Below are 13,623 nucleotides of genomic sequence, written 5' to 3'. Positions count from 1 at the left end.
TCAGGCAGAGAAAAGCTGGTTGAGTTGATCACACACAAGATTCAGCACCACCGATGGCACCTCTCCATGATATTGACACTGGACCAGTTCGGGGTTGAGCTTGAGCCTCATTTTAGCAATTTCGGCAAATTCACCGGGCAGTCCTTCTTCATTCATCATTCCATACAGTGTCGCATGATCCATCAACCGGGCCAATTCCGGAACCATCTTGCGTCGTCCGGTCTGCGGTGGGGAGGGATCAACCAGCACCAACCCTTTCGTTCGGGCAATGTATTGAGGAAATTCCTGCAAAAATCGCAGGATAACATCCCCACCTAAAGAATATCCCATCAATGCAATATCGGGAATGTTGGGCAACCCCATCAATCTTTGATAAATAGCTGTTAACTGTGCCAGATAAATCGGAAGGGAGTCCTCAGGCGGTTGTTTCAGCGGATGATGCGGGTTCAGTACAATGATTCCGGTCGAAGACTGGTGAAACCGTTCAAACCAGGATTCCATGCTGGCTTTGTTCCGCCATTCCTGAGCCTGGATACTTTTTTCCAACAGGGTATAGGACCAGACACCCGCATGTTCAGGATAGCCTGAAGCGATGATCAACACCTGTTTTCGGGATTCAATATCCGGGCTTGCAGGCAACGAAAAAGATTCCAATTGCCATGGTTGCATGAGTTTTCTGTTTTCCAGAGACGCCAGAATATCTTCTGACATTTGCTGGAGTTGTTCAAAATTCCATTCTTCTGAAAACATTGTATGCCTTTACCCTGATGTCTGTCAAAAAAGTGAACCGGGTTTACCCAGTTCCAGTGCGTCTTCAATTTTTTGCCGAAAACAGGCCCGGTTGGGAAATCCTCCCGCCTGAAGATATTCTGATTCTGCTATGACTTGAGTGGATTGACGTGTTTTCTGTTTCATTTTAATATTTTCGCCCTCTCGACCGATCAGCTTCACCTTGAAATTATATTCAATTTCAATATTGGTTTCTTTCAATCTCAAGAGGCACATCAAATGGTCCAAGGTAGGAAAATCCTTGGAAGACGGAGGCGGCACCAGTTTGATTTCCAACCAGTCTTTTTTATTTTTTTCGTATTTTTTCAGAAAGTGGAATTGGGTTTCAAATGTTTGTAAAAAACCTTGCAGTAAAGGGTGCAAGCCAACATTTAAATTAATTTTCCCTCCTGATTCCCGGGCCGTTTCATCGCCGAACAACAGGAACAGGCTTCCCGCATTATCCGATATGGGGCAATGTGTTTCAAGCAGGCATTCCCACTCAAAAACTTTGTGTTCACCGGGAAGCATCGTCAATTCACTATCCAGAATCTGTTGACCTATTATGCCCCATGAATTGCTGTGAGCCTTGATCTCTTTGTACAAACCATGAGCGAGAACAATCTGTGGGGCTTTGATCGTAACAGGCTTATCGTCCATGTTCTGAACAATGAGATTTCCATTGACCTTATCTCCCTGGTTCCAGGTTTCCTGAACTGTTTCCAGTTCAAATTTCACGGGTCGTTGAAAAGAAATACTGCGCATAAGTCCTCAAAAAACGGGGATTTATCAAATCAGAATAAAATGGGAATGGATGATCAAAGAAAAGGAAGAATAGCAATTTGAGTATGAAGAAAGGGAAATACCTGCCATTTTTAGAAAGCCAACTGAATTCCGACGGTGGTCATTGTGCCTGTCAAATCACGTTTGGTCTCATAGGCGGAAAGGTCTGTGGCCGAACCTTCGGCAAGATCAATGGAACCTGTCGCAATGGAATGTAGTCCGATATGGAAATCAAGAACATGGCCGAATGAAAGTCCAAAGCGGATAAAACCTTCTGCAATCGTGGTATTGTGATTCAGAATTTCAATCGTTCGGGTTCCATCAATCACATTGGTCGTCAAATCCATGAGTCCGCCTCCGATACCGATGGCGAAGGTCACAATAGGAAATGGGATGTGATAAAAAAATTCCATACCTCGCATGCTCACATCCGTGTTGAATTTATATTGATCATCCAGTTGAAGGGTTTCAGCGAAGGACAGGCGCATGAAACCAATATTGGGCATGAGAGGCACAGGATGCGTGATTCCCAGGGTTCCTCCTGAAACACTGCCTTCCACTGCGGAATACGACAGTGCGGCGTCGGCGCTGACTCCCATAAATTGGGCATTGGCGGTGTTCAGTGACAATAACAGCAACACACCTGCCAGAAAATTCCGTATCATGATTTTGTGTGACATAACCATCCTGAACAGAGGCAAAAAATGATCAACAGACAACAATGATAAGTAGCCAAGCAAAAAGTGATCCTTCATAAAATTTCACGGCTATACTCACAACGGTTGAAAAGTGGAATTATGCGGAATGTCATTCCTGCTTGACACGAAATCCAGAGGCCTGCGGCGGTTTTCTGGGTGCCGGATCAAGTCCGGCATGACACTACTCTTAAAAACTCCAGATTTACCACTCAAAGTATAGCTGCTCTGCAAAAAGAATTTTATCAGCAAAACGGTTGATTGACTGGGGAAACATCATCCATAACATGTATCACTATGCTTTTTTAATGTCAGCCTGCTTTCAAAAACAGGCTGAAAGGAATGATTTAACAGATTTTCAGGAAGATACCACGAGGAAGAAACAACACAAGAGGGGGGTGAAATTAATCAATCTTGTCCATCTTTGATCTGGCGCCAGTCATCAAATTTCCCCAAAGGTCGTCTGAATGTGAACTCAGCAGGTTCACCAACCAGGCCATCCCAGGCCATGCCGACTGAACCTTCCTCACCGAAAGCTGTGAACAACAAGGTTGGAATAAAAACAGCAAAACCGACTAAGGTCAATCCCAAGCTGAGCACTCTGATTGGAATATCCACGGCCATGGCCGCACCACTGGGGCGTTCATTGAGGCTGGCCAGCGCAGGACTTGAAATAGCCATTGTGAACGTCATAATCATAATACAAACCAAGCCATGTTTTATCGTTTTCATATCAACTCCTCTTTGCGTGTCAAAAAAAGCAGGAAACCAGCTATAAAGTGGATAGAAAAAAAAATATAGATTGTCAACAGATCTTATGGGTCTTTTTTTTATCATGCGGCAATGCCCAATGTTTGCTGAAGCCTGCTTGCATTTTCACGGATCAATTCCAGTTGAATCTTTTGATGATTATCCTGTGTCTGATTCTTGCTCAGGTTTTCCCATTCCTGCTTGTAGATATGCACTTCTTCAAGCGTCCGGTAAACCCACCGTTCCAACAAAGTACACGATTGTCGGAAGATCAACATTTTCACCTGCATGGTGCCATAATTTGTCAGGATGGAACTGATATCAAGTGCCGGGGGATCCTTGTCCAGTTGAACACTTTCTTTTCCATTGCCGCCAAGATATGTTTCCAGTACTGATGAAATTTCGTTTTTTATGATTTCCCAAACAGGCTGAACGGTTTTCCCGACAGAATTCGTGGATTTGTCCAGAGCATCCAGATAGGCGATCAGTTCGCTCAGGGCAAAACGCCATTTGGTGTAAGATTTATTGCTGCGTTCCTCAAGGGGCATTCCGGGATAATCCTCACCCATTTGTACCAGAATATGGTTATAGATTTTTTTGGCTATCTGTTCTGAATTGAGGCTGGAAGATTCCAGTTTCAAGCGCAGATTTTGCGCAAGATGCTTTTGGATATCCTGAAACAATAAGGCGTTTATTTCGGTGTTGCCGGTTTCAAATGCTTTCACTTTTTTTTCCAACCGCAATGACCGTTCCACTTCAAATCCTTTATTAAAATGACGGTCACGTTCCTGTGTCAATAGCTTCAGAAATTCAATATGTTTGTTGATGAGCCACTGCATCAGTGGCAAATGATGCTGAACAAATAATTCCGGTGAGGGATTCTTGTCTTGTGTCCACGGCAATTCCTGAGGAACAATCCCCACAAACAAGAAATTGGAAAAAACGGAAGATGTGGTTTTTGCGGGAATGTTCAATTGATAGGGTTGTTTGTGCTCCCTGCTTTCCGCTTCTTTCAACCAGCCTGGCCCCCCGACCATCATGCCAACAGGAATACTGGTAATTTCAGAATCTTGCAGAGAAAGGGTTATTTCCGGTGAACACACCATCCAGTATTGTTTATTGAGCTCATTAAACAGCACATGATCCTGAAAGGTTCCCATGGAGAGAAACCAATGTTTCATGCTGTAACTGACAGGGGTGAGTTGTGCTCTGAGGTCCAATACATCGAGGATCCTCAAATAAATTTTTTCCATTTCTTCACGATTCTGTTTGACTGGAGAGCTTTTGATCAGATCTTCAATCGTGGGCGTGAAGCCTATGATAATTTTCAGTTCACCAATACTCTGTGATATGGACTGTACCTTTTTTTCATATCCCACAAAGCTTTTTGAGAAACGCTGAATCAGTTTCTGGCTCAATTCAATAGTGTTATCTTCCTGATGTGCGGTGTCATCGGCCTGAATATTGAATTTTTTCTGAACAGCGACCAGAAAATTCTGCATTTTCGCGATGGCTCCATTGAACTGATTTTCACAGGTTGCCGCGATTTGAGCCACGCGTTGAGCCACCTGTGCCTGCATCCGTTTGGGATGTGGTATAGAAAATGTCTGTTCAAAAGATTTTAAATATTGATCCAGCTCAAATTCATTGGATTGCTCTCCTTTTCCGAAAAAAGAAGTGATTGCGGGATGTGTATCATTTTTTGCGGAAAACTTTGATTCCACCCCACGTAGCATATGTGTCAATCGCATGTGATAATTTCTGGGATTGAATAGTTCGAGTTCACCGATACTGATGGGCCACTTGTTTTCTGGCAGAGCCTGTAGCGCTTGAGCACTGATCTGATTGAGCCAGGTATTCCAGATCAAAAGTTTTTGGGTCACGTATTCTGAATCAGAACCACTAAAAATTTTTCGAGGGAACCGCTGATCCAGGTATTCCCAGAGTTTTTCACGGAATGTCTGAGGTGAAATTGCAATGGAGTCATCCCATTTGAAACCAATATCCTGAGATAAAAATCGTTTTACACGGTCCCATACGTTTTTATCCCAGTTCATATTTTTTTGCTGGTCCAGCATTTTGGCAATCACGGTGCTGTTTGCCAGTTTTAGACTGGTATTTACAGTTTCCCAGAGGTTTTTCTGAACATAAACATAATTGAACAATCGTTGCTGGATTCCCTGGAAAAGGTAGGCAAAAATGGAAACTTCCTGACTGAATTGTGGATCAGGAATGCTGGGGTCGCCAAAGTTTTTGATAAACAATCCCATGGGAATTTTGATCAGCAGGGCGGTTTGGTCCTTGGCCACACGGATACTGGCGGCACGTTTTGATTTGGGTTCAACCAGCGCTTTATCTCCCAAAAGTACCGGGCCTTCCATCTGTACGACAACCTGTCCATTAACCAGCACATCCACTTTTCCGCCGCAAAGCAAAAACATGTCTCTTCCAGACTCTCCCTGAGTGATAAATTCCTGCCCTTCCATGAAAAATCCAAATTCGAGTTTGGCGAGGAGTTGTTTGCCAAGAATTTCCAGACAGGCTGTTGTCAACGGGTAAGCCCGTAACAAAGCGACTGCGGCGGCAATCGTATCTTTACCGGCTTGGGGGAGGGGGTAATATTGATTATGAGTCCAGGTCATGGGTTCGTGCTTGGTGGTTATTGAAAAATAAACAGTGATATTCCGCACAAGCAATAATCATGCACGTTTTACACACAATGCATGATTTCCCTCAAATGGTCGGAGCCGTGATCGCTCTCAGGATTCGATTTTGAATTTCTGGATGAGAAAATCGTCGTACTCATCAGCAAGTATGGCAATGCAGGCAATCATCCATTCCAGTTCTTCCGGGTCAAGCCCTTGAACAGGTCTCACAAAGCTGAGAATCAGTTGCTTATTGCGAAGTCCAAATGCGGCCCCTTTCAATTTGAGACTGCCATTGAGTTGCAGAACATATTGATTCAGTGCGGGGTTCGGTTCAGTCAGACGGAGGAGATTTGCGGCCACAATCAGTTCAGCATCCTCATCCAGCGAGGTTAAGAATATTTGAACTTTCACTGAACCGTTGATGATCCACCATTCCGTATCGGTCACAAAGCTTTTTTCAGCCTCACCGCAATTTTGCAGAAAATCATTGATCAATTGACTGTATTTGTTCACAAACAACTCCTTATGTTAAGAATTCAGGGTCTCGAGCTTTCATCCGGCCAATTCATCCGGCGGTTCAGAAAGGTAGGGAATAAACCGTTTTTTATCCATAGACTTTTCATAAGCCTGCTCTGGAGAAATCCATTTTTTATCCAGTAATTCCTGAATGGTATCATCCAGTAATCGCATGCCATGTTTTTTGCCTGTTTGCATCATGGACACCAGTTGATGCGTTTTGCCTTCACGGATCATGGCCGCAACAGCCTGGGTGCAGATCAGAATTTCCAGTGCGGCACATCGACCCGGCATATCCGAGCGTTTGAACAGATTTTGCGCAACGACAACTTTCAGCGTTTCAGAGAGAGTCACGCGGACTTTTTCCTGTTGATCCACTGGAAAAACATCAATAATCCGGTCAACTGTCTTGGTTGCGCTTTGGGTATGCAGGGTTCCGAAAACAAGATGACCTGTCGAAGCAGCTTCAATCGCCAGCTCAATGGTTTCCAAATCCCGCATCTCTCCAACCAGAATGATGTCAGGGTCTTCACGCAGCGCTGCTCTCAGTGCCGCGGTGAATGATTTTGTGTGTTTACCAACTTCCCGATGATTGACCAGACATCCATGGCTTTCATGCACAAATTCAACGGGATCTTCAATCGTCACAATATGATCGCGACGGTTTTTATTGGCATAATCCATGATCGCGGCCAAGGTCGTTGATTTTCCGCTACCAGTCGGGCCTGTCACCAGTACCAATCCCCGATTGAGCATTGCTGAACGTGCCAGTACCTGTGGAAGTCCCAATTGCTCCAACGTTAAAATTTTGCTTGGAATTTCCCGGAATACAGCGCCTATTCCCTGCGTTTGTTCAAAATAATTTGCACGATATCTGGCAAGGCCTGGAATTTCATAACCAAAATCCATATCGCCTGTTTCCTTAAACACTGGCAGGCGCTCCGGTGGCATGATTTCATACAGCATTTTTCGTAAGCTCTGATCAGTCAGTACTTCATATTCAATATCATGCAGTTCCCCATCAATCCGGATTCTGGGTTTTCGTCCGCTGGCCATGTGTAGATCAGACGCGCGTTGATTGTGCATGAATTCAAAAAACACATTGATTGCAGCAGCCATATTTTAGTCCTGATGAGTCTGTGCTGTTTTTAATTGTTCAGAGCCCCAGTTGATCATTTCCTCTGCTGTCGTTGAAGCAAAGCCTAAACAATGAGTGAGTTCACGGATAACATTTTCTTCCGCGGACATCAGCGAATTGTCTGCGATCGCAATGAGCGTCAGGGTTTGAAGCATGGTTAATCCCAACTTTTTATCAATGCGTAAGGGTTCCAGTTTCACTTTAGTCAATGACTGGAAAATATTCTGAATTTCCGCGATTTTGTGTGATTCGAGTTCAATTTGGGCAAACAATGATTCAGCGACAGCAATTTCACCGGGAGAAATTTCACCATCCGCCACAATGATGTTGGCGACAGCTTTCAGATACCAGAATTTTTGTTCGTCATTCAATTGATCCATGAAGCCCTGGAGCAACTGATCTTCATGGATCTGCATTGCGTCATCCAGATTGTCATGAATTTCAATGACTTTAGCCAAAGTGGTTGATCTGAGTAGCATTTTAATATTGGCATTGTGGCATACAAGGGCCAACCGGCCTTTGATGGCAGAAAGATCCTGACATAATGAATTCAGTGTTCCCAAGCCCTCCATGGGAATATAGACCATATCGAGTAAATCCACGATAATGTGACGCACATTTTTCTCGATCAAGTCATGTCCCACTTCAAACATAACAGCACTGAAGTGCATTTCTGAAACTTTTTTCAGGGTCACAAGCGCTTGTTGGTGCGCGGAATCTATAAAACGTGTTTCAACAGACATCAGAGCCTTTGATAACTAGCGTAAATTGTTATTTAAATGATTCTCAACGGCCTTGTTGAGGTCCTTGTTTTGTGAAAACTGCAAAAACTGTTCATAGGACCAGCGCGCTTCATTCCGCATTTTCTGCTCCTCATACACTTGCCCCAGGTAATAGTAAGCCAAGGCATATTTGGGGAAAATGGTGAGGGTTTGATGCAACACCGCTTCACTCTCATTGAGCTTATGATTCTTTTTATAAACGAGAGCCAGATTGGCATAACTGTCAGCCTGTTCCAGGTCTGTTGCCATCGCACTTCGGAACATTTGCTCGGCTTTTTCCCAGCTTTGTTTGACCATATAAGCGCTACCGGCGTTGTTCAAGGTTTTTACAGAATCAGGATCCAGCTCCAGGCTTTTTTCATATTGCACCAGCGCTTTATCCGTTTCACCCTGATTTTGATAAACAACTCCCAGATTGTTATAGACATCCGGATCTTTGGGCGTCTCTTCCAAAGCTTTTTCATAAGCATGCGTCGCTTTTTCCCATTCACTGTTTTTCTGATAACGAACACCGCGTTCAAACCATTTTGAAACTTTTTTCTGTGGGGGTGTCTCTGTTGTCGCAATCAATGGTGGCGCTTCTTCCTTCATTGGTGGTTCAGGCGTTGCAACCGGTTGAACTGGTGTGGGTGCGGGCTCCACTTTCTGCACAGGCTTGAGAACAGGCTTGGGTTTGGCTTTAGCGACCACAGTTTTTTTGTCATCTGAGGCAGAAGCAATGCTCGTATTCGACTCGTTCACAGTAGCTAGTGACAGGTTATCGAGTTCAATGGCTGGTGGTAATTCGTATTTTACACTGGATAATTTCACATCCTGGGGGCCCATGGCAATGGTATAGCCAATCCAGCCAAGTCCTGCCAACAGCACAAGTACAGCGGCAGTGCCGAGAAGTTTTCCCAGAATTTCACCGATCCCAGGCTTGAGCGATTGCGGTGCCGCCAAATCAGACAATGAAGAGGTCTTTTCCTGCTGGGAGAGTTCTTTATCGGTTTCAAGTGGTTTGTCCTGTCCCTTTGCAGGAGCGGATTGAGGTTTGGGGGCGCTCTGAGACATTGATAATGGTGCTTGTGCCGTCGCCGGTTTTTCTTTTGTCGGAGAGCCTGAGGCTGAAGACAGTTCAGACAACGACAGTTTGGTTTTGGCCGTGACTGGTTTTTCTGAAGAATCGCTTTCTTTTTTCTCTGAAGTGCCCGCAAGCGAAGACAAACTGACTTTCACTTTGGACGATGGTGCTGGTTCTGCTGGTTTTTTTTCAGTTGAAGCCGCAGGTGCCATCCCTGATAATGATAGTTTTGGGGCATTGGCCGGCGGTGGCGTCTCCGCTTTGGGCGGTGTTGAGTCGATCTGGGCCAGATCCTTCAAGGATATTGATACTTTCCCCGTATCAGCAACAACAGATTTTTCTCCAGGTGCCAACGTTCCAGGTTCCTGCGTCGAAGTGACCTTGGCTGGGATTTCTTTTTTTTCAGGAACCAGATCCGTTAGTGAAAAAGCGATCTTGCCACCTGCCGGTGGTGGGGGGGGTCCCTCTTTTAACGCAGGTTCTTTTTGCGTTTTTGATGCCAGATCATGAAAAGATAATTTGATTTTTGCCGGTTTTCCCTGCTCGCTGCCGGGAGTTGATTCCTGTGTTTTTGCTTCAGGGGTAAGCTGTGTGTCTGTCGTGTTTAATGATAGACGGATTGGTTTTTCTGGAGGAGTTGGTTGCTCAACAGGGGAGATTTCTGGTTTTTCTGGTTCCTTTTTAATTTCATTGTGAGCAAAATCTTTGAGAGAAAACGCAATTTTCTTTGTTTCAGCAATTTCTGGTTCTTCTGTTTTTTCAGTAACTGGGGGAAGTTCCGGTTCAGGGGAAGGCATTGTTGGTGTTGTTACTTCTTCAGTTGCCGAAATGGTTGCGTCGTCAGCTTTGGTTTTTGTTGAAAGTGATAAAGTCAATGTTTGCTCAGGCGCGACGGCGCTATCCGTTGAGGGCGTATCTTTTGTAATCGGCTCTTCTGGTGATCCGGATTTGACCTGATCAGTCTCAGATGAGGATATCTCCTGATCATTGGTGGCTGCCTTAGAAACTTTTTTAATAGACAGTTTCAGCTTTTTCCCCGTTTTTGCCTCACCTCCTCCTGTTTCTGAAGGCTCAGTCTGAGGCTTATTCTCTTGATCGCTCATATTTTCCCCAACGATTGTTTTGACTAAAAATATGCCTGAAATGTGAAATAAATCTGATAAACGTATGGAATATTCATCCCGCCCAACGGGAGCCGGAATCCTGTTCTGAACTGATAGGGGAGCAGAACCATTTTTTGCTCAAGATCCTGATAGTTTCCCTGTCCAATTTCAAAATTCAGTTGATGAAGAACCGATCTGTTTTTCTGGTTCTGTCCATTCAGATTACTGTCTTCTCCCTGCGAACGTTGAAGTTCTGCTCCGACAAGGCTATTATTGAATTCATAAATCCAATTATACCTTAAATCAAGAGCATTCCCCCCAAAATATTTCACCTTATGACCAGCAAGCGTTTCACGTTCTCCTACGAGTTGATTGGTCATACTGATTCGGAGGTTATTACGTATCTGATAACGTGAATAGGGATAACGTGTAAAGTGAAAAAAACCGGTAACATCAGTTTGATTTTCACTAACTTCCCATGGATAGATTCCGCGAGGCGCCTCAGTGGTATTGAGCGGGGTCTGTATAATGATGCCACTCCTGACCAGCAAAGTGTTGCTGTAGTGCATGTCATATCCCAGTTTCAGACTGATATCACCCGTTCCCTCCACATGTTGGGAAGTGTTGAAATAATCAATGATTTCATGGATGTCTGAGCTTTCATCCGCAGAAAGCCCCTCGGTGGTAATGATCGTCAGATCCGCCCGTTGCTCACGGATGATGTAGGGAATTTCCAGACCAAGCTGCCAGTTTTCACTGAGACCATATAACATATTCCAGGTATAACGGGTTTCTTCCCGTCTGATTCTCCCCTCAAGACGGGTTCGGTATTGATTGTCTCTGATAATAAGATCCTTCAATGACGCTCTGTGAAAATTTCCACCGTATGCGCCATAGTATTCCGAACTGGACAGATTCAACCCGGCCTGAAGCACAAACGGGGGAAGGCGGTCTTCCATTTCAATTGCCCGTAGCAACCTCAAGTTGCCCCCGAACAGAAGTATGCATAAACTTAAAACTATTTTTACTGATGACTGTGGCCGGATCATGCTCATATTTTTTCCTGTTCAGAAGATCCCTTCTGTAATGATTGACGATATAAAAAATTTTGACACTTAACCGGAGTTATCGCATCGTTTCCCTTGAAAGAAACACATGCTCATTCCTTTTGACCAAAAAACACTGATGAATACATTTAAATACAATCCAGAAGATCTGAATCCCAGTCAACAGCGAATAGTTGCCCACCATGAAGGCCCGGCTCTGGTGATTGCTGGTGCCGGTAGTGGTAAAACACGGGTGATTATTCATCGTATCATGCAACTGGTTCAGAATGGCGTTGCTCCTGAAACCATTATGGTGTTGACATTCACCAACAAAGCCGCCAACGAAATCTCGCATCGTTCTGCGATGGGACTCCAGAAACATTCGTCGCGGATTGTTCATGGCACATTCCACAGCATAGCCAACCGGTTTTTAAGGAAATATGCATCCTTATTAAAATACTCAAACAATTTTAATATTCTGGATAGTTCCGACGCCGGTGAATTAGTGAAGTCAGCTATGGCCCAAACCGTCGGTAAGACAGGGAAAAGTTTTCCCAAAGCAGCGGTATTGCATGAATTGTTTTCTTTGGGTTTTAATCGTTATTGCAATGAGGACTTACTCAAACCCGCATATCCCATACGTAATTTTCAGATAGAAAAACTGGTCATGGAAGAATATCCCCATCTGGAAGAACATCTTGAGTCAATTTTGGCAATCCTGATGCTTTATCGCCAAAAAAAGCGTCAAAACAATGTCATGGATTTTGATGATCTGCTGGAAAACTGGCTGGATCTTCTGATTCAACATGGGAGTGAATTATCGTATAAGCAGCGAACCCATTATATTCTTGTGGATGAATACCAAGATACCAATCAGGTTCAAGCCAATATTCTGGAGCATCTTTCTTATCCGCATCGTAACCTCATGGTTGTCGGCGATGATGCTCAATCCATCTATAGCTGGAGAGGTGCCAACTTCAGAAATATTCTGGATTTTCCAGAAAAGTATTCAGCGGTAATATATCGTATGGAGCAAAACTATCGCAGTACGCCAGAAATACTGGAAGCCGCCAATGCCAGCATTAACCAGAATCAAAACCAGTTCAAGAAGCACCTGTTCTCACACCTGCCTTCTGCGGAAAAGCCGACATTGCATTACCTGCTTGATCCTTACAAAGAGGCAGAAACTGTGATTCGGCAGATACATCATCTGAGGTCGTTGGATTTGTCGCTGAATGATATTTGTATTCTTTACAGGACTCATGCGCAGTCTGCCATTCTGCAATTGGCGCTCAATCAGGAAAATATTCCGTATGTGATTTATTCAGGGGTTAAGTTTTTTGAGCAGGCACATATCAAGGATGTGTTGGCCTTTCTGAGGATCATTCATAATCCACTGGATGAAATCGCCTGGTTCCGTGTGCTCAAAATGCTTCCAGGCATTGGTCCGGGGACAGCATCAAAAATTTATAAGGTGTTTTATGAGCAACAGGCCGTTCGCCTGACGATGGATAACAATGACCTTCAAAGATTGATTCCAGCCAAATCCAGAGATGAGTGGAACATCCTTCTCAACTGTTTCAAGGCCTGCACCGTGGCAGACATAACACCGTCGTCCATTATTTCCCGGATTCATAAACAGTTTTATAAAAGTTATCTTTATCATAATTATGAAAATGCCCGTATCCGTGAGGCTGATGTAGATTTCATTCTTTCGTTTGCCGCCAAATTCAGTACCTTGGAGCAATTTCTGGCAGAAATTGCCATATCCGTGTCCAATACTGTTTTGTCTGACGTGGGTGAAGAGGATGAGCAACAGGAACCGGAAGACGCGTTGATTTTAACAACCATCCATCAAGCGAAAGGACTTGAATGGAAAGCGGTCTTTGTCATTGGCCTGACAGAAGAAAAATTTCCCAATTACCGTTGTCTGCACTCTGAAGAGTTACTGGAAGAGGAACGGCGTTTGTTTTATGTGGCCATGACCAGAGCAAAAAAATATCTGATGCTGACATCACCGTTGTTTACCCATACGTATGGCACCACAGAGCAATCCACGCACTCAAGGTTTGTGGAGGAACTTCCTGAATCTCTGATAGATATTGAGAGACATCCTGTTCCGGATGATAGTTTTTTCACGCCATCTTCCGGGAGGAACAGGTTTTATTTTTAAGTGGATGGATTCTTTTTTTCTAATTCCTCCAATTTTTTATTTTCGAAATGGGCTTTTGCCAGGCGGATGCCTTCCTGTTTTCCATTCCTGTAAGCAATTCCGCCCACTACAAAAATAATTGTGCTGATACCAATCAAGTGAATGCCTGCCAGTAACAT

The 13,623-nt window shown here is 44.2% G+C and carries 12 protein-coding genes; 1 reads left to right on the top strand and 11 read right to left on the bottom strand.

The features are described from left to right. The 10 genes from HQM11_05915 to HQM11_05870 form a co-directional block, all read right to left on the bottom strand. A complete protein-coding gene (locus HQM11_05915; GenBank protein MBF0350546.1) occupies positions 1-750 on the bottom strand; it encodes an alpha/beta hydrolase in 750 nt (249 codons plus the stop codon). A 24-nt stretch (positions 751-774) separates the two neighbouring features. Further along, positions 775-1,533 (bottom strand): hypothetical protein, encoded by a 759-nt coding sequence (locus HQM11_05910; GenBank protein ID MBF0350545.1) that lies wholly within the window; start codon positions 1,531-1,533, stop codon positions 775-777. A 110-nt stretch (positions 1,534-1,643) separates the two neighbouring features. After that, positions 1,644-2,231 carry a hypothetical protein gene (locus tag HQM11_05905; GenBank protein MBF0350544.1) on the bottom strand — a complete coding sequence of 196 codons (588 nt, stop codon included), beginning with the start codon at positions 2,229-2,231 and terminating at the stop codon, positions 1,644-1,646. A 423-nt stretch (positions 2,232-2,654) separates the two neighbouring features. Next, positions 2,655-2,978, bottom strand: a complete 324-nt coding sequence (locus HQM11_05900) for a hypothetical protein (GenBank protein MBF0350543.1) — start codon at positions 2,976-2,978, stop codon at positions 2,655-2,657. 101 nt (positions 2,979-3,079) lie between these two features. Continuing rightward, positions 3,080-5,638 carry a hypothetical protein gene (locus HQM11_05895; GenBank protein ID MBF0350542.1) on the bottom strand — a complete coding sequence of 853 codons (2,559 nt, stop codon included), beginning with the start codon at positions 5,636-5,638 and terminating at the stop codon, positions 3,080-3,082. A 117-nt stretch (positions 5,639-5,755) separates the two neighbouring features. Then, positions 5,756-6,139 carry a YbjN domain-containing protein gene (locus HQM11_05890; protein ID MBF0350541.1) on the bottom strand — a complete coding sequence of 128 codons (384 nt, stop codon included), beginning with the start codon at positions 6,137-6,139 and terminating at the stop codon, positions 5,756-5,758. Between the two features lie 57 nt (positions 6,140-6,196). Further along, positions 6,197-7,279 carry a type IV pilus twitching motility protein PilT gene (locus tag HQM11_05885; protein MBF0350540.1) on the bottom strand — a complete coding sequence of 361 codons (1,083 nt, stop codon included), beginning with the start codon at positions 7,277-7,279 and terminating at the stop codon, positions 6,197-6,199. Positions 7,280-7,282: 3 nt separating this feature from the next. Next, a complete protein-coding gene (locus HQM11_05880) occupies positions 7,283-8,041 on the bottom strand; it encodes an STAS domain-containing protein (GenBank protein ID MBF0350539.1) in 759 nt (252 codons plus the stop codon). A gap of 15 nt (positions 8,042-8,056) precedes the next feature. Further along, a complete protein-coding gene (locus HQM11_05875) occupies positions 8,057-10,246 on the bottom strand; it encodes a tetratricopeptide repeat protein (GenBank protein ID MBF0350538.1) in 2,190 nt (729 codons plus the stop codon). A 23-nt stretch (positions 10,247-10,269) separates the two neighbouring features. Beyond that, positions 10,270-11,301, bottom strand: a complete 1,032-nt coding sequence (locus tag HQM11_05870; protein ID MBF0350537.1) for a hypothetical protein — start codon at positions 11,299-11,301, stop codon at positions 10,270-10,272. Between the two features lie 130 nt (positions 11,302-11,431). On the opposite strand from HQM11_05870, the gene HQM11_05865 reads away from it, so the two are divergent. Then, on the top strand, positions 11,432-13,465 hold the full coding sequence (locus HQM11_05865; protein ID MBF0350536.1) for an ATP-dependent helicase: 2,034 nt from the start codon (positions 11,432-11,434) through the stop codon (positions 13,463-13,465). Here HQM11_05865 and HQM11_05860 read toward each other — a convergent pair. After that, positions 13,462-13,623, bottom strand: coding sequence for a hypothetical protein (locus HQM11_05860; protein MBF0350535.1), 162 nt, complete (start codon positions 13,621-13,623; stop codon positions 13,462-13,464). The genes HQM11_05865 and HQM11_05860 overlap by 4 nt on opposite strands.

Source organism: SAR324 cluster bacterium (assembly GCA_015232315.1).
Taxonomy (GTDB): Bacteria; SAR324; SAR324; order SAR324; family NAC60-12; genus JADFZZ01.
This window is presented reverse-complemented; position numbering and strand designations above follow the sequence as displayed.